This window comes from Cellulomonas chitinilytica (assembly GCF_016862675.1).
Taxonomy (GTDB): domain Bacteria; phylum Actinomycetota; class Actinomycetes; order Actinomycetales; family Cellulomonadaceae; genus Cellulomonas; species Cellulomonas chitinilytica.
Genome location: NZ_BONK01000012.1, coordinates 1 through 15,699, shown reverse-complemented (window position 1 = coordinate 15,699; position 15,699 = coordinate 1). Strand labels below are relative to the sequence as shown.

The following is a 15,699-nucleotide window of genomic DNA, read 5'->3' as shown; positions in this document are numbered from 1 at the left end:
CGACCGGCTCAGAGCGGCAGGGGCGGCGGGGTCTCGTCGGACGGCGGCGGACGGTGCTGGTCGTCGACGTCCTGCAGGCCCGCGTGCGTGGCCTCGAGCACGTCGAGCGGGATCCGGACCCGGAGCCGGACGCGTGGCGCGGCCGGGACCCGCGCGGCCAGCGGGGCCGCACCGGTCCGCGAGAGCGCTCCCAACGGCGATGGCGCGGTCGGGTCGGCTGCTCGGGACGGCTCTGTCACGTCCAGGACCGTACCGTGACCCGGAACCCGACGGAAGTGGTCGCCCGCGGCATCTCGGCCGCCGGACCGCACGCACGCGCCGATGTCCCCCGGACGGCCGACGTCAGTCGAGGGGCGGCGGACCCACGATCCCCGCGACGACGGCCCGCAGCTCGTCGAGCACACGCCGCACCACGAGACGCTCGGCCCGGTCCGCCCGCAGCAGCGCGTCGACCCGCCGTCCGGCGCGGATCTCCGCCAGCGGGACGAGCCGCACCCGGGTGCTCCCGCCGAACGTGTGGCGGGGCAGGAGCGACACCCCGTGGCCGGCGGCGACGAGCGCCTCGATGACGTGGAAGTCGTTGATCCGGTGCACGATGCGCGGCGTCCCGCCGGACCTGTCCGCGACCGCCGCGAGCACGGTGGCGACCGGGAAGCCCTCGCGCACGGCGATCCAGGGCACGTCCACGAGGTCCGCGGGGCGCACGGCGTCCCGGTCCGCGAGCGGGTGCCCGACCGGCACGGCGACGTCGAGCGGCTCGCGCAGCAGCGGCACGACGCGGACGGCCGCCGCACCCGGGCGGGACGTCCACGGCGGGCTCGGGTCGGGGCGGTGCGCGACGACGATGTCGATGTGGTCGGTCAGGGCCACGAAGTCGTCCTGCGCGACGTCCTCGTCGAGGGCCTCGAGCGTGATCCCGTCGAGCGCCGCCACCCGTGTCAGGAGGCCGGGCAGCAGGAGCTGCGCGCCGCTCTGGAACGACGACACTCGGACGACGCCCGTCGGGCGCTCCAGGAACGCGTCGCACGCCGCCCGGGCACGCTCGAGCGCGACGGCGACGTCGACGGCCGCGTGCGCGAGCGCCTCCCCGGCGGCCGTCAGCCGCAGGCCACGCCCGACGCGCTCCGTGAGCGGGACCCCGACCTCGCGCTGCAGCACGGCGACCTGCTGCGACACCGCCGACGGCGTGAGGTGCAGCGTGCGGGCGGCGGCCGTGACCCCACCCTGCGAGCCGACGGTCCGCAGCACCTCGAGGGAGCGGGCATCCATGAAGGAACGCTACAAGGAAACAGCAGAACATTTCGATGGTGCTGAAGCCCGTGCGCGCGGCAGGGTGCGGTCATGCCCGCTCGCGACCGCCTCCTCGCCGTCCTCGTCGCGGTCGCCTGGGGCCTGAACTTCCCGGCGATCCACCTGTCCCTGCAGCAGTTCCCCCCGTTCCTGCTCGTGGCGCTGCGGTTCACGCTGCTCGCCGTCCCGACGCTGCTGTGGGTGCGTCGCCCCTCGGCGCCGTGGCGCTGGGTGCTGCTGTACGGCCTCGGGTTCGGGGTGCTGCAGTTCGTCTTCCTGTACCTGGCGATGGACACCGGCATGCCCACCGGGCTGGCGTCGCTCGTCCTACAGTCCTCGGCGCCGTTCACGGTGCTGCTGGCCGCGGGGTTCCTGCGGGAGCGGATCAGCGGACGGCAGGCGCTGGGCGTCGCCGTCGCCGTCGCCGGGCTCGGCGGCATCGCCGCGCACCGGGCGGGGCTCGACGGGGGCGCGACCCTGCTGCCGGTCGTCCTGACCCTGTGCGGCGGCCTCGGGTGGGCCGTCGGCAACCTCGGCAACCGGCGCGCGATGCAGCACGCGCCCGGCGAGGGGTTCCGGCTGATGCTGTGGATGTCGGTCGTGCCGCCGATCCCGCTGGCCGCCCTGTCGCTCGCCGTCGAGGGGCCCGACCGGATCGCCGCGTCCTTCCACGGCCTCACCACCCGCACGGGGCTGCTGGCCCTCGCCGGGCTGGCGTTCACCGTGCTCGTCGCGACGGTGGGGGGCTCGGGCATCTGGACGACGCTCATGGGCCGACACCCGTCGAGCACCGTCGCCCCGTTCTCGATGCTCGTGCCGGTCGTCGGGATGGGCGCGTCGTGGCTGCTGCTGCGCGAGGGCACGGAGCCCGCGGAGATCGCGTGGGGCGCGCTCGTGGTCGCGGGCGTGCTGCTGGGCTCGACGGGCGGACGACGCCGGGTGACGGGTGCCGGACCGGGTCAGGCGCCGGACGACGGCACGACGAGCGCCGTCGCGACCGCCGCCACCCCGTCGCCGCGGCCCGTGAGCCCGAGCCCGTCCGTGGTCGTCGCCGAGACGCTCACCGGCGCCCCCGCGGCCGACGACAGCACCCCCTCGGCCTCCGCCCGCCGCTGACCGATCCGGGGCCGGTTCCCGATCACCTGCACGACGACGTTCCCGACCTCGAACCCCGCCGCCCGCACCCGGCGCGCCGCCTCCGCGAGCAGCACCGCACCGGCCGCACCCGCCCACTGCGGCTCCGACGTCCCGAAGTTCGACCCGAGGTCGCCCAGCCCCGCGGCCGACAGCAGGGCGTCCGCGGCCGCGTGCGCCGCGACGTCGGCGTCGGAGTGCCCGGCGAGGGGGCGCTCCCCCGGCCACGCGAGGCCGGCGAGGTGCAGCACCGCCCCCGGCTCAGGGTCGGGGTCGTAGGCGTGCACGTCCACGCCGATGCCCGTGCGCGGCAGGGCGGTCATCGGGGCTCCTGTGCGGTCTCGACGGTGCGGCGCGGGGCACCGTCCGTGGTGTCGTCGGCGGGGACGGCGGCGCGCTCGTCACGCAGCAGGAGCTCGGCGATCGCGAGGTCGCGCGGCGTGGTGATCTTCGCGGCACGCTCGTCGCCGTCGACGACCCACACGGCGCCGCCCGTCCGCTCGACGAGCCCCGCGTCGTCGGACGCCGCCAGCGCCTCGTCGTGCGCGTGCGCGGCGGCCGCGGCGTGCGCCGTCCGGAGCACGTCGAACGTGAAGCCCTGCGGCGTCTGGACGGCCCGGAGCTGCTCACGGGCCACGGTGGCGAGCACCCGCGCGGCCGCGAGCCCCTCGGCGGCGCCCTGCGGCGCGTCGACCTGCTTGATGGTGTCCGTGACCGGCATCCCCGGGACGACGGCGGACCGGCCCGCGCGGACGGCGTCGATCACCCGGCCGACGAGCTCCTCGGGGGCCAGCGGCCGCGCCGCGTCGTGCACGAGGACGACCGTCGGGTCTCCTGGGGCGTCGTCGGTCGGACGGACACCCGCGGCCGAGGCACCCGACGGCACGGGCGCCCCGAGCACGGCCAGGGCCGCCGCCACGGACGCCTGCCGGGTCGGACCGCCGGCCACGACGACGACGCGCACGCCGTCCGCGAGCCCCGTGAGGCTGCGTTCGACGTGCGCGACGTGGTCCGCGGGTGCGGTGACGACGAGCGTCTCGATGCGCTGCCCGTCGGCGGCACGCGCCGCCAGGAGGCGACGGGCGGCGTGACGGACGAGCGGCTCCCCCGCCAACGGGACGAGGGCCTTCGGAAGTGCGTGACCGAGCCGGGACCCGCTCCCGGCGGCGGTCAGGACGGCGGCGACGCTCACCTGAGGTGCGGGCGCGTCAGGACGCGAGGACCTCGTCGAGGATCGCCTCGGCCTTGTCCTCCTCGGTGTGCTCCGCGAGGGCGAGCTCCGAGACGAGGATCTGACGGGCCTTGGCGAGCATGCGCTTCTCGCCCGCGGACAGGCCACGGTCGGCGTCACGACGCGACAGGTCGCGGACGACCTCCGCGACCTTGATGACGTCGCCCGACGCGAGCTTCTCGAGGTTCGCCTTGTAGCGGCGCGACCAGTTGGTCGGCTCCTCGGTGTACGGCGCGCGCAGCACGTCGAAGACCTTCTCGAGGCCCTCCTGCCCGACGACGTCCCGCACACCCACGAGGTCGACGTTCTCCGCCGGCACCTCGATGGTCAGGTCCCCCTGAGCGACCTTGAGCTTGAGGTAGATCTTGTCCTCTCCGCGGATGGTCCTGGTCTTGATCTCTTCGATCAATGCCGCACCGTGGTGCGGGTAGACAACGGTCTCCCCAACAGTGAAAGTCATCTGCAGGTGTCCCCTTTCGCAGAGGACTATCTTATCACGCGGAAATTTGGTCCTGGACGGCGCGTCGACTGCATCGTCGCAGGTCAGAGACGTGTCACGGAGATCGTGCCAGGTCGCGCGCCCCGCGGCCGGGACCTTGGACCGGCCCCGCCGCACGCCCCGCCCGGTAGCGTGGACGTGCGTCTGCCCCTACCCGCCCGGGCGGCTAGGCTTGCCGCGGACCGCCACGCACCGCGCCCGGTCCGACCGCACCGTCCGCGACCGGACCCGCGCCAGCGGCGCGCCCGACGCCCCGAGGAGTCACCGTGACCTCGCTCCGCCCCCGCACCCGCCGCCTGCTGGCCCTCACCGGCGGCGCGGCCGTCCTCGGTGCGGTCCTCTCCGGCTGCTCGGCCACCAACCCGATGACCACCGAGGACCAGTACAGCGCGTCGGACGGCGTGCGCTTCGTCCTCGGCGACGTCCGCGGCACGAACCTCCTGGTGCTCAGCCAGGGCAAGGGCGACGTCGGCCGGCTCGAGGGCGCGCTCGTCAACGACGGCGACGAGGACCAGACCGTCACCCTGACGTTCGGCGACGCCGACCCGACGACCCTCGAGCTCGGCCCCAAGGAGACGCTGCTGCTGGACGGCTCCGACGAGGACGGCCACGCGGACGTCGAGATCACCGCCGTCGAGGTCTCCCCCGGCGAGGTCGCCCCGCTCACCGTGAAGACGGCCGGCGGCGGCTCGATCACGCTCGACGTCCCGGTGCTCGACGGCACGCTGCCCGAGTACGCGAGCGCGGTGCCGACGCAGGAGCCCAGCCCGTCGCCGTCGAAGAGCTCCTGAACCCTCGTCCGGCGGCGTCAGCGCCGACCGGACGCGACGAAGCGGCGGGACCTGCCCCGGGAGGGCGGGTCCCGCCGCTTCGTCCTTCACAGCCCGCCTCCCCCGGGGCGGGACGATCAGGGGCGCGCACGGTCAGGGGCGCACGGTCACGCGCGGACGGTCACCCGAAGCGGCCGGAGATGTAGTCCTCCGTGGCCTGCTCGCGCGGCGAGGAGAAGATCGTCGACGTGTCGTCGATCTCGACGAGGCGGCCGGGCTGACCCGTCGCCGCGAGGTTGAAGAAGGCCGTCCGGTCGGACACGCGGGCCGCCTGCTGCATGTTGTGCGTGACGATCACGATCGTGTAGTCCGACTTGAGCTCGGCGATCAGGTCCTCGATGGCGAGGGTCGAGATCGGGTCGAGCGCGGAGCACGGCTCGTCCATGAGGAGCACCTGCGGCTTGACGGCGATGGCGCGCGCGATGCACAGCCGCTGCTGCTGACCGCCCGACAGGCCCGAGCCCGGACGGTTCAGCCGGTCCTTGACCTCGTTCCACAGGTTCGCGGCCCGCAGCGAGGTCTCGACGACCTCCTCGGCGTCGGACTTCGAGATGCGCTTGTTGTTCAGCCGGATGCCCGCGAGCACGTTGTCCGCGATGGACATCGTCGGGAACGGGTTCGGGCGCTGGAACACCATGCCCACCTGCCGGCGGACCGCGACCGGGTCGACGTCCGCGCCGTACAGGTCGATGCCGTCCATCGCGACGGTCCCCTGCACGTGCGCGCCGGGGATCACCTCGTGCATGCGGTTGAGCGTCCGCAGGAACGTCGACTTGCCGCAGCCGGACGGGCCGATGAACGCGGTCACCGACCGCGGGTCGACGGACATCTCCACGTTCGCGACCGCGAGGAAGTCGCTGTAGTAGATGTTCAGGTCCTTGACGTCGATGCGCTGTGCCATGGTCGTTCTCCTTGAGGGGCCGGGCCGGTGGGCGTCAGGCCCGGGTCTTGGGCGCGAACCAGCGGCTCACGCCGCGCGCCACGAGGTTGAGCAGCATGACGACCAGGATGAGCACGAGCGCGGCGCTCCAGGCCCGGTCGTAGTTGATCGTCGGGATGCACGCGGCGTCGCCCGGGGTGCAGGGCACCAGGCCCGCCGCGTACTGGCGGTACACGTACACGGGCAGCGTCATCATGTTGCCCTCGAACGGGTCCCGGTTGATCGAGTCCGTCGCGCCGACCGTGATGAGCAGCGGGGCCGTCTCGCCGATGACGCGGGCGATCGCGATCATCACGCCCGTCGTGATGCCCGCGACGGCGGTCCGCAGCACGACCCGGATGATCGTCAGCCACTTCGGGACCCCGAGGGCGAGGGACGCCTCGCGCAGCTCGTTCGGGACGAGCCGCAGCATCTCCTCCGTCGAGCGGATGACGATCGGGATCATGAGCACCGACAGGGCCACGGCCCCGACGAATCCGCTGCGTGAGTCCGGTCCGACCACGAGGTAGAACAGCGAGAACGCGAACAGGCCCGCGACGATCGACGGGATGCCCGTCATGACGTCGACGAAGAACGTCACCGACCGGGCCAGGGCGCCGGACCCGTACTCGACGAGGTAGACGGCCGTGAGGATGCCGATCGGCACCGAGATGAGCGCGGCGAGGCCGGTGATGAGGAGCGTGCCGAGCAGCGCGTGGTAGACGCCGCCGGCGTCCATGCCGCCGTACACGTTGCGCATCGAGTGCGTGAGGAAGTACAGGTCGAAGCGGCCGAGGCCGTTCGCGAGCACGCTCCAGATGAGGGAGACCAGCGGGATCATCGCGAGCACGAACGCCGCGTAGATGAGCCCCCGCATGAAGCGGTCCTTGCGCCGGCGCGCCGGGTCGACCTGCGTCAGCGCGAGACGCAGGGCCGACGCGTCGGGCGTGAGGGTGTCGGTGACGGTCACGTCAGTTCGCTCCCGAGAAGTCCTTGCGCCGCGCGATGATCGCGCGGGCAGCCAGATTGACGAGCAGCGTGATGACGAACAGCGCCAGACCCGTCGCGATCAGCGTCGAGCGGCCGATGTCGTTCGCGTCGTTGAAGCGGGCGGCGATGTTCGCCGCGATCGTCTGCTGCTGGCTCGCGACGAGCAGCTTGAACGAGTAGAGCAGGCCGGGCGACAGGATCATGAGGACGGCCATCGTCTCGCCGAGCGCGCGGCCCAGGCCGAGCATCGCCGCGGACGTCACGCCCGAGCGGCCGAACGGCAGGACCGCCATGCGGATGAGCTCCCAGCGGGTCGCCCCCAGGGCCAGCGCCGCCTCCTCGTGCAGCCGGGGCGTCTGCAGGAACACCTCGCGGCTCACGGCCGTGATGATGGGCAGGATCATCACGGCGAGCACGATCGACGTCGTCATGAGCACGCGAGGCGGGTTCGAGGCGTTGCCGTGGGCGTCACCGGCGAACAGCGGGATCCAGCCGAGGTAGTCGACCAGGAACTGCCAGACCGGCTGCACCTTCGGTGCGAGCACCATGACGCCCCACAGGCCGAACACGACCGACGGGATCGCCGCCAGCAGGTCCACGACGTACCCGAGCGCGTTCGCCATGCGGCGCGGCGCGTAGTGCGAGATGAACAGCGCGATCCCGACCGCGACCGGCACGGCGACGACCAGCGACACGATCGCCGCCAGGATCGTGCCGAAGATCAGCGGGCCGACGACCGACCACAGGTCGCCGCCCTTCGGGATCCACGGGATCTCCGAGGCGAGGTCCTCGTGGGTCAGCGCCGGCATCGCCTCGATGATCAGGAAGATCGCGACCGAGGCGAGAGTCGCCAGGATGAGCATCCCCGACCCGACGGCGACGTACCGGAAGCTCCGGTCGAGGCCGCGGTCGGCGGGCCGCGAACGGCGCCGAGGCGTGCGGACGGGCGTGACCGGCGGGGTCGTCGCTGTCGTGGGCGAAGCCAACAGAGTGCTCCTGTCGGGGTGGGGGTGCGGCGTCGTCCGGCGGCCACCAGGTCGTGCCCTGGGTGGCCGCCGGACGACGGCGGTGCGGTCGACTACTTCTTGACGGTGATCGCGTCGATCGCGGCGAGGACGTCCGTGCGCAGCGCGTCGGAGATCGCCGCCGAGCCGGCCGCGGTCGCGGCCTTCTCCTGGCCCTCCGCGCCGGCGGCGTAGCCTGCGTAACCCTTGATCAGGTCGACCTTGTCCTGGCTGTCGTAGGTGTTGCAGACCACCAGGTAGGACACGAGGATCGCCGGGTACGCGCCCGACTCGGTGGTCGTGCGGTCGACCTTGATGACGATGTCACCCTCGCCGCGGGCGTCGTCCCGCGGGGAGACGTCGACCGTCTTGGCGGCGGCGTCGGCCGTCGGGGCGACGAACTCCGACCCGACACCGAGCGAGACCTTGCCGAGCGAGCCGACGGCGGAGGCGTCCGCGTAGCCGATCGTGCCCGGCGCCGCCTGGATCGTCTGGACGACGCCCGACGTGCCGTTCGCGCCCTGGCCGACCTGCACCGGCCACGTGTTGGAGACCTCGTAGGTCCACACGTCGGGAGCGGTCTTCGACAGGTAGTCCTGGAAGTTCTTCGAGGTGCCCGAGTCGTCCGAGCGGTGCACGACCGTGATCGCGCCGGACAGCTTCGCGCCCGGGTTGAGGGCCGTGATGGCCGCGTCGTCCCACGTGGTGATCGTGCCCGCGAAGATCTTCGCGACGACGTCGGGCGTCAGCTTGAGCTCCTTCACGCCGTCGATGTTGAACGCGACCGCGATGGGGCTGATGTACACCGGCAGGTCGATGCCCGAACCGCCGAAGCAGCGGTCCGTCGACGACGCGAGCTCCTCGTCGTTCAGGGCGCTGTCCGAGCCGGCGTAGTCGAGCGACGCGTCGAGGAAGCCCTTGCGGCCGGCACCCGAGTCGGTGGTCGTGTAGTTGACGGTGACGTTCGGGTTCGCCGTCTGGAAGCCGGCGACCCACGCCTGCTGCGCCTTCTCCTGCGCGCTGGAGCCGCCACCGTTCAGCGTGCCGCTCAGGGTCGAGACCGGGGCGTCCGAGCCGGTCGCTCCGGGGGTGTCGGTCGCGTTGTCCGAACCGCACGCCGACAGCGCGAGGGCGAGGGTGCCGACGAGGGCAACCGAGCCGATGCGGCCGAGGAGGGGGAGCTTCACTGTGGTCCGTCCTGTCGATCATGTGCGCACCGGGGTGTGCGCGGCATGGCCGAAGGTAGGAACTGCACGTGACCGGCCGGGCTGTCGCAGGTGAACCAGGGGTGAACGCTGGCCGACGAGTCCGGACGGATGTCCGGGACGACGAAGGCCCGTGCGCAGATCACACGGGCCTTCGAGGACGAACAGGACGGTTCGGTCAGTCCTCTTCTGTCAGCTTGTAGCCGAGGCCGCGGACCGTCACCAGGAGGACGGGGTTCGCGGGGTCGAGCTCGATCTTGGCGCGGACCCGCTTCACGTGGACGTCGAGCGTCTTGGTGTCGCCGACGTAGTCGGAGCCCCAGATCCGGTCGATCAGCTGGCCGCGGGTCAGCACGCGGCCGGCGTTGCGGAGCAGCATCTCCAGCAGCTCGAACTCCTTGAGCGGGAACGCGACGAGGTCGCCCCGCACGTGCACCGTGTGCCGCTCGACGTCCATCCGGACCGGGCCGGACACGAGCAGCTCGTCGTCGTCCGGCTCGGCGGACGGGCCGTGACCGGCGGGGACGCCGACGGCGACGGGGGCCTCGCGGCGGCGCAGCACGGCCCGCACGCGGGCGAGCAGCTCGCGCGACGAGTACGGCTTCGTCACGTAGTCGTCCGCGCCGAGCTCCAGGCCGACGACCTTGTCGATCTCGTCGTCCTTCGCCGTGAGCATGATGACCGGGACGTCGCTCGTCAGGCGCAGGCGGCGGCACACCTCGGTGCCGGGCAGGCCGGGCAGCATGAGGTCGAGGAGCACGAGGTCGGCGCCGTGCTCGTCGAACTGCTCGAGCGCCTCCGTCCCGGACGCCGCGGTGAGCACCTCGAAACCCTCACGCTCCAGCTGGTAGGTGAGGGGGTCGCGGTACGAGTCCTCGTCCTCGACCACGAGGATGCGGGTCATGAGGCGCTCCGGCGCACGGTGGGGGCTCCTTCGTCCTGGGAGTCGGTGGGGGTCGGCAGGTTCAGGATGCCCGACGGCGGCGTCGTCGTCGCGAGCGGACCGGGCTCGACGGACGCGGCCGGCCCGCCGGCGTCGCCGACCTCCGCCCGGGGCAGGCGCAGCGTGAACGTCGAGCCGCGGCCCGGCTGGGACCACACGGTGACGTCCCCGCCGTGGTCCGCCGCCACGTGCTTGACGATCGACAGACCGAGCCCGGTGCCGCCCGTGGCGCGCGCCCGCGCCGGGTCGACGCGGTAGAACCGCTCGAACACCCGCTCCTGCTCCGCCGACGAGATGCCGATGCCGTTGTCGACGACCGCGATCTCCACCAGGCCCTCGTGCTCGCGGACCCCGACACCGACGTGCGACGCCTCCCCGGAGTACGCCACCGCGTTGTCGAGCAGGTTGCGCACCGCCGTGACGAGCAGGTCCCGGTTGCCGAACACCTGGGTGCCCTGCTGGCCGCCGATGTCGAGCCGGACCTTCTTCGCGTCGGCCGTGGTGCGGGCCCGGTCGACCGCCTCGGCGACGACGTCGTCGACATGCACGATCGCGGGCTGCCCGAGCGCACCGGCGACCTGGAGCCGGGACAGCTCGATGATCTCGTGCACGAGCGCGGACAGCCGCGTCGCCTCCGACTGCATACGGCCCGCGAACCGGCGGACCGCCGTCGGGTCGTCCGCCGCGTCCTCGATGGTCTCCGCGAGCAGGGAGATCGCGCCGACCGGCGTCTTGAGCTCGTGCGAGACGTTGACGACGAAGTCGCGGCGGATCGCCTCGAGCCGTCGAGCCTGCGTCTGGTCCTCCGCGAGCACCAGCAGGTGCTTCTCGCTGACCTGGGCCACCCGGACCTGCACAAGCAGCACACCCGCGCCCACCGGGCCGCGCGGCACCTCGAGCTCCTCGTCGAGGATCACGCCGTCGCGGCGGACCTGCGCGACGAGGTCCCGGATCGCGGCGGGCGCGATGCGGCCGTCACGCACCAGGCCGAGGGCGTGCGCCGGGGCGCTCGCCCGGACCACCGCGTCGTGCTCGTCGAGCACCACCGCCGCGGAGCGCAGCACCGCGAGCGTGCGCACCACACCGTCGTCGACCACCGGAGCGGGCGTCTCGGGCAGCGTGCGCTGGGTGCGGTCGCTCCACCAGAACGCCCACGTCGCACCGGCGCCCGTGAGGACACCGAGCGCGCCGGCGATCAGCAGCCCGAAGCTGTCGTAGAACCCTTCCACAGGGCCACAGTAAGCCGCGAGGACGTGCGCCCCGGCCGTCGCACGGTGACGGCGCGAGGCCGTCGACGAGCGTTCATCGACCGTTCACCGAGGCACACGTCCCCTGTGACCTGCGGGTGCGGGATCAGCCGAACGTCTCCATCAGGAGCGACTTCTCCGCCTCGGTCAGGTTCGTCGCCACGAGCGTCGAGTGCAGGCCGTGGAACCGCTCGCCCAGCCGGTCCATGTCCCCCTCGGTCGTCACCGCGCACAGCATCGACGTCCCCACCGTCACCTGCTCCCGGATGGTCTGCAGCTGGTCCTCGTTCAGGCCGACCGCCGACACGGCCTTGCTGATCGCGCCGAGCGCCGCACCCGCCGCGGCGCCGAGCACCGGGACGAAGAACAGCGTGCCGAACAGGAGCCCCCAGAACGCGCCCCAGCCCGTGCCGCGCCGCTTGTCCTCGTTCGTGTGGTGCATGTCCGGGCGGGCGGCACCCTCCGGCCAGGTGATGATCGCCCGGTCGAGCACCTTGACGAGCCCGTCCTGCTCCGCGCCCTTCAGCGCGTCCGCGGCGTGCTGCGCACCGTCCGGGGTGTCGAACTTCCACGCGGTGAACGTCGTCATCGTCGTCTCCTCTCAGCCGAGAAGCTTCGCCTTGGCGGCGGCGAACTCGGCGTCGTCGAGCACGCCCGCGGCGTGCAGGTCCGCGAGCTGCTTGAGCTTGGCGATCAGGGGGTCCTCGGCCGCCGTGGGAGCGGCGGCGGGGGCGGGGGCTGCGTACTGGGCCTGGGCGACGGCCTGCCGTGCGGCCTCGTCGAGCGCGGCCTGCTGCTGCTGGGCCTCCCACTGCTGCTGCTCGTAGGAGGCGGCCTGCTTGTTGGCCTGGTGGCGGTTCACCGCCCCCACGGTCGCCGAGGCGGTCCCGGCGATGACGGCGGTGCGGGCGGCGGTCCCGATCAGTCCGGGGCGTCCCATTCGGCGGAGCGGTGGCATGGCGATCTCCTCAGGGTGTCACTCGGTGGTGCTCTCGCCGGCGAGCTCGTCGAGCTCGACGAGGGCGTTGACGACCTCGGCAGGGATCCGTTCCGAGGCCAGGACGATGGCGCCCGCCTCGCGCGCCGCCGCGACGAACCCGCGGGCCCACACGTGCTCGACGACCGCGACGAGGGCCGAGCCGCCAGGTGGCAGGCCCGCGCCGATCTCGTCGACGTCCTCGCCGCCCGTCAGGCCGGCGCCGGCGAGCTCGACGTCGGTGATCTGCAGCTCGTCGCCGAAGTCCTCGACCTCGATGACGGTCAGGTCGCCGTCGAGCGACTTGCGGACGACCACGAGGTCGACGATGCGGACGGCGTCGGAGGCGATGAGCGCGAGGAGCTCGTCGCGCACACGCTCCGGCACGCGCTCCTCCGGGAACCCGATCGCGTAGAGGTCGACAGGTCCGAACACTTCAGCCATGACTGCTCCTCCGGTCTCAGGCGAGGCTGCGCTCGACCTCGGCGCCGTGGACGATCAGCGCCCACAGGATCACCAGGTCGAGCGCGATGACGACGACCGACCACCACGGCGTGGTCGGCAGGGACACGAACTGGGCGACCATGTTGAGCACCACGAGCACGACGGCCGTGTACCGGGCCCACGCGCTCCCCCCGAACAGCGCGAACCCCGCGACGACCAGGAGCAGCCCGAGGACCAGGTGCACCCAGCCCCACGTCGACACGTCGACGATCGCGACGCCCTCGCCCGTCCAGGCGAGCACGTGCTGGGAGGAGAAGGCCGCGACCAGGCCCGCCACCAGGTTGAACAGCCCGACCGTGAGCAGACCGAACGCCGCGAACCACACCCAGCCGACCCAACCCGTCACCGTGCGCGCCATGCCGGCCTCCGTCGCCGCTCGCCCCGCGGGCGGGGTGCTCCCCGCCGTGGCTCCCACTGTTCCCCCGGGGCCCGGGCGGTGCCTCACCCGCACGGGGTGAGCCCGACGGGCGCATCTCACCCCGTGCGCGTGAGGCGGTCGGGGTCGGGGGCGACGGACGCTGGTCGGGTGCTGTACCACATCAGGATCGACGGCAGCCCGCGGGGGGTGGACCTGCGGGACGCACGCCTGCACGACTTCGCGGACATCGTCGAGACCCCGACCGGCAGCGGCACCGTGCTGTCCTGCCGGGTCCCGGACAAGGCCGCGCTCACCGGGCTCGTGGCGCTGCTGCACGACCTGGGGCTCGACATCACCGAGCTGCACGTGGTCCCCGAGCCCGACGCGGAGGGCGAGGTCGGGTGAGGCGTCGCCGGCTGACGCCGTGCTGGACGCGCCCCGCTAGATGAGGCCCTGCTCGGCCGCCAGGCGCACGGCCTCCCGGCGGCCGGGGACGCCGAGCTTGCGGTAGATGGACCGCTGGTGGGTCTTGACGGTGTTCGTCGAGACGAACAGGGCGGCGCCGATCTCGGTGGTCGTCATCGTCGACCGGAGCCGCACCAGCACCTCGCGCTCGCGGGCGGTGAGCTCCCAGGCACGGACCGCCGCGCGTGAGGTCCGGGCCGGCGGTGTCGCGCCGAGCAGGCCGGCGGCGAGCTCCTCGTGCGCGCTCCCCCAGGCGAGGTGGTCGACGAGCAGAGCGTGCAGGTCCTCGGCGCGCTCGGCGAACGGGCGGCGCAGCCCCTCGGGCGCGGCGACGGCGAGGGCGTGCTCGAGGCTGCGGTGCGCGGCTGCGTCGTCGTGCTCCGCCGACCGCAGGAGGGCGCGCGTCAGGGCCGCCGAGACCTCGACGTGCGCGCGCACGCGGACGGCGCCGAGCCGGTCGAGGGCGCGGTCCGCGGCGTCGGGGTGCCCGGCGAGCCGCTCGGTCTCGGCCTCCCAGACCACGGCGAGCGGGTGCGCGACGTCGGTGGCGACCTCGTGCGCGGTCGCGAGCCCGGCCGCGAGGTCGCCGTGCCGCACGTGCGCGACGGTGTCGACGACGCCGAGGACGTCCGCGAACGAGGGCAGCGCCCGCCAGCGCGCGTCCTGGCCGACGGCCGCGCGGGCGCGTGCGAAGCCCGCGCCGTCGTCCTGCGCCAGGCAGACGAGCGCGAGCACCGCCGCGGCGCGGACGGCCACCTCGGGCCGCTGCCGGCCGGCGCCCGCCTGCGCCGCCGCCAGGTGGGTGCGCGCGTCGCCGAGCCGGTCCTGCCAGAACGCCGCCAGCCCCCGGGCGAGGTGCGCGGACGCGAGCGCGCTCGTCCTCGTCCACCCGAGCTCCGCGCCGCGGTCGAGCACGGTCCCCGCGGCGTCGTCGGCCCGCGCGAGCTCCCCGTCGTCCGCGAGCAGCAGGCTCTGCTCGGCCCGGCAGCCCACGGCGATCGCCGGCAGCCCGAGCGCCGTCGCGACGGTCGCGCCCTCGGCGAGGTGCTCGCAGGCCCGGCGGGTGTCGGTGTCGGTCTGGGCCTCGACGCGCCCGACGAGGTACAGGCCGAACGCGCGGGTCGCCGGGTCGACGTCCGGCCCGGCCAGCGCGGGTGCCGCCCACGCCACCGCGGCCGGTGCCTGCCCGGCCGGCGACAGGACGGGTCCGAGGAGCCGGCCGACGAGCTCGTCGGCGTCCGACCAGGCGTCCTGCGCGGCACGGCGGGCGTGCGCGAGCACGGCCAGGTCGCCACGGCCGTCCTGCAGGTCGGCCGCGGCCGCGGCGAGCAGGACGCCCGGGTCCCGCGACAGCGTCACCGGGAGCTGTGCCAGGAGGCGGCGCAGCAGCGCCGTGTCACCCTCGACGAGCAGCTCGGCCCAGTGCGCGTGCAGCAGCTCGGCGGCGAGCGCGTCGTCGCCGGCGGCCGAGGCGTGCCGGACGGCGGACACCCAGTCGGTGGAGCGGCGGTGCTCGGCGACGAGCCGGTGGGTCGCGGTCAGCAGGTCGGGGTCGCGGCGGCCCTGCAGCACCCGGCACTGCGCGGCGAACAGGGCGTGCCACCGGTAGACCGGGCCGGTCCGGTCCCGAGCCGCGCCGGGACCCGTGCCCGCGCCGCCCGGCAGGGGCACCGTGCGGGTGAGGAACAGGCCGCGGGCGACGCACTCGTCGAGCAGCCGCGCACCACCGGGCACGAGCCGCTCGGCGAGCAGCGGGTCGACCACGTCGTCGACCGTGGCGCGCAGCACGAACTCCGCGAGGGGCGCGGGCAGCCCGGCGAGGACCTCGTCGACCAGGTAGTCCGCGACCGGGACGGTGAGCGCGGGCATCCGTCGCACGCGCGCACCGGGGTCGTCGTCCGCGGCGAGCGACATGAGCGACATGCGGACCGCCACCGGCCACCCGCCGGTCAGCCCCCGCAGCTCGTCGGCCTCGCCGGGGCTGAGGTCCACGCCGGACGACGACGCGAGCCGCGCGACCTCGGCCCCGTCGAACGCCAGGGTCCGCTCCCGGACCTCGCCGAGGTCGCCCGCCAGCCGCAGCCGGTGCAACGGGAGCGGCGGG

Annotated in this window: 18 protein-coding genes and 1 pseudogene; 3 read left to right on the top strand and 16 right to left on the bottom strand. The window is 73.8% G+C overall.

Features of this window, described 5'->3' with window-relative positions; translation table 11 throughout:
* Positions 1-8 precede the first annotated feature (8 nt).
* Positions 9-239, bottom strand: a complete 231-nt coding sequence (locus Cch01nite_RS16340) for a hypothetical protein (protein WP_203757390.1) — start codon at positions 237-239, stop codon at positions 9-11.
* A 103-nt stretch (positions 240-342) separates the two neighbouring features.
* Complete coding sequence (locus Cch01nite_RS16335) at positions 343-1,269, bottom strand: LysR family transcriptional regulator (RefSeq protein WP_203757388.1); 927 nt, start codon at positions 1,267-1,269, stop codon at positions 343-345.
* A gap of 72 nt (positions 1,270-1,341) precedes the next feature.
* Here Cch01nite_RS16335 and Cch01nite_RS16330 point away from each other — a divergent pair, with 72 nt between their 5' ends.
* On the top strand, positions 1,342-2,406 hold the full coding sequence (locus tag Cch01nite_RS16330) for an EamA family transporter (protein WP_444542248.1): 1,065 nt from the start codon (positions 1,342-1,344) through the stop codon (positions 2,404-2,406).
* Here the strand turns inward: Cch01nite_RS16330 and Cch01nite_RS16325 are convergent.
* From Cch01nite_RS16325 to Cch01nite_RS16315, 3 genes and pseudogenes are all read right to left on the bottom strand, one after another.
* Positions 2,328-2,747, bottom strand: a pseudogene (locus Cch01nite_RS16325) (2-C-methyl-D-erythritol 2,4-cyclodiphosphate synthase); the annotation flags it as partial. The gene Cch01nite_RS16330 and the pseudogene Cch01nite_RS16325 overlap by 79 nt on opposite strands.
* On the bottom strand, positions 2,744-3,616 hold the full coding sequence (locus Cch01nite_RS16320) for an IspD/TarI family cytidylyltransferase (RefSeq protein WP_203757383.1): 873 nt from the start codon (positions 3,614-3,616) through the stop codon (positions 2,744-2,746). The pseudogene Cch01nite_RS16325 and the gene Cch01nite_RS16320, both read right to left, overlap by 4 nt.
* Positions 3,617-3,632: 16 nt before the next feature.
* On the bottom strand, positions 3,633-4,115 hold the full coding sequence (locus tag Cch01nite_RS16315) for a CarD family transcriptional regulator (RefSeq protein WP_203757377.1): 483 nt from the start codon (positions 4,113-4,115) through the stop codon (positions 3,633-3,635).
* Between the two features lie 305 nt (positions 4,116-4,420).
* Here Cch01nite_RS16315 and Cch01nite_RS16310 point away from each other — a divergent pair, with 305 nt between their 5' ends.
* On the top strand, positions 4,421-4,945 hold the full coding sequence (locus tag Cch01nite_RS16310; RefSeq protein WP_203757375.1) for a hypothetical protein: 525 nt from the start codon (positions 4,421-4,423) through the stop codon (positions 4,943-4,945).
* Positions 4,946-5,105: 160 nt separating this feature from the next.
* Here Cch01nite_RS16310 and pstB read toward each other — a convergent pair whose 3' ends face one another.
* The 10 genes from pstB to Cch01nite_RS16260 form a co-directional block, all read right to left on the bottom strand.
* On the bottom strand, positions 5,106-5,885 hold the full coding sequence (gene pstB / locus Cch01nite_RS16305; RefSeq protein ID WP_203757373.1) for a phosphate ABC transporter ATP-binding protein PstB: 780 nt from the start codon (positions 5,883-5,885) through the stop codon (positions 5,106-5,108).
* 34 nt (positions 5,886-5,919) lie between these two features.
* A complete protein-coding gene (gene pstA, locus Cch01nite_RS16300; protein WP_239070806.1) occupies positions 5,920-6,873 on the bottom strand; it encodes a phosphate ABC transporter permease PstA in 954 nt (317 codons plus the stop codon).
* A gap of 1 nt (position 6,874) precedes the next feature.
* Positions 6,875-7,879, bottom strand: coding sequence for a phosphate ABC transporter permease subunit PstC (gene pstC / locus Cch01nite_RS16295; protein WP_203757371.1), 1,005 nt, complete (start codon positions 7,877-7,879; stop codon positions 6,875-6,877).
* A 92-nt stretch (positions 7,880-7,971) separates the two neighbouring features.
* The gene (locus tag Cch01nite_RS16290; RefSeq protein WP_203757369.1) at positions 7,972-9,084 is read right to left on the bottom strand and encodes a phosphate ABC transporter substrate-binding protein PstS; all 1,113 of its coding nucleotides are present in this window, start codon (positions 9,082-9,084) and stop codon (positions 7,972-7,974) included.
* A 196-nt stretch (positions 9,085-9,280) separates the two neighbouring features.
* Positions 9,281-10,006, bottom strand: coding sequence for a response regulator (locus tag Cch01nite_RS16285; RefSeq protein WP_203757367.1), 726 nt, complete (start codon positions 10,004-10,006; stop codon positions 9,281-9,283).
* On the bottom strand, positions 10,003-11,274 hold the full coding sequence (locus tag Cch01nite_RS16280; RefSeq protein ID WP_203757365.1) for a sensor histidine kinase: 1,272 nt from the start codon (positions 11,272-11,274) through the stop codon (positions 10,003-10,005). Before Cch01nite_RS16280 ends, Cch01nite_RS16285 begins: the two co-directional genes overlap by 4 nt.
* Positions 11,275-11,398: 124 nt before the next feature.
* The gene (locus Cch01nite_RS16275) at positions 11,399-11,881 is read right to left on the bottom strand and encodes a DUF1269 domain-containing protein (RefSeq protein ID WP_203757363.1); all 483 of its coding nucleotides are present in this window, start codon (positions 11,879-11,881) and stop codon (positions 11,399-11,401) included.
* A gap of 12 nt (positions 11,882-11,893) precedes the next feature.
* Positions 11,894-12,250: an SHOCT domain-containing protein gene (locus tag Cch01nite_RS16270; RefSeq protein ID WP_308439310.1), complete on the bottom strand. Its 357-nt coding sequence runs from the start codon at positions 12,248-12,250 to the stop codon at positions 11,894-11,896.
* 18 nt (positions 12,251-12,268) lie between these two features.
* Positions 12,269-12,712 (bottom strand): DUF6325 family protein, encoded by a 444-nt coding sequence (locus Cch01nite_RS16265; RefSeq protein ID WP_203757361.1) that lies wholly within the window; start codon positions 12,710-12,712, stop codon positions 12,269-12,271.
* Positions 12,713-12,728: 16 nt separating this feature from the next.
* Entirely contained in the window at positions 12,729-13,130 is a 402-nt protein-coding gene (locus Cch01nite_RS16260; protein ID WP_203757359.1) for a DUF7144 family membrane protein, read from the bottom strand.
* 168 nt (positions 13,131-13,298) lie between these two features.
* Between Cch01nite_RS16260 and Cch01nite_RS16255 the strand changes: the two genes are divergently transcribed.
* On the top strand, positions 13,299-13,535 hold the full coding sequence (locus Cch01nite_RS16255; protein WP_203757357.1) for a DUF8691 family protein: 237 nt from the start codon (positions 13,299-13,301) through the stop codon (positions 13,533-13,535).
* Between the two features lie 36 nt (positions 13,536-13,571).
* Here Cch01nite_RS16255 and Cch01nite_RS16250 read toward each other — a convergent pair.
* Positions 13,572-15,699 (bottom strand): LuxR C-terminal-related transcriptional regulator (locus Cch01nite_RS16250; protein WP_239070799.1); only part of this gene is annotated, 2,128 nt, incomplete at its 5' end.

Coding starts and splice junctions, on each gene's coding strand:
- Cch01nite_RS16265 (WP_203757361.1), bottom strand. CDS start 12,712: ATGGCTGAAGTGTTCGGACCTGTCGACCTCTACGCGATCGGGTTCCCG.
- Cch01nite_RS16285 (WP_203757367.1), bottom strand. CDS start 10,006: ATGACCCGCATCCTCGTGGTCGAGGACGAGGACTCGTACCGCGACCCC.
- Cch01nite_RS16275 (WP_203757363.1), bottom strand. CDS start 11,881: ATGACGACGTTCACCGCGTGGAAGTTCGACACCCCGGACGGTGCGCAG.
- pstB (WP_203757373.1), bottom strand. CDS start 5,885: ATGGCACAGCGCATCGACGTCAAGGACCTGAACATCTACTACAGCGAC.
- Cch01nite_RS16330 (WP_444542248.1), top strand. CDS start 1,342: ATGCCCGCTCGCGACCGCCTCCTCGCCGTCCTCGTCGCGGTCGCCTGG.
- Cch01nite_RS16260 (WP_203757359.1), bottom strand. CDS start 13,130: ATGGCGCGCACGGTGACGGGTTGGGTCGGCTGGGTGTGGTTCGCGGCG.
- Cch01nite_RS16270 (WP_308439310.1), bottom strand. CDS start 12,250: ATGCCACCGCTCCGCCGAATGGGACGCCCCGGACTGATCGGGACCGCC.
- Cch01nite_RS16335 (WP_203757388.1), bottom strand. CDS start 1,269: ATGGATGCCCGCTCCCTCGAGGTGCTGCGGACCGTCGGCTCGCAGGGT.
- Cch01nite_RS16315 (WP_203757377.1), bottom strand. CDS start 4,115: ATGACTTTCACTGTTGGGGAGACCGTTGTCTACCCGCACCACGGTGCG.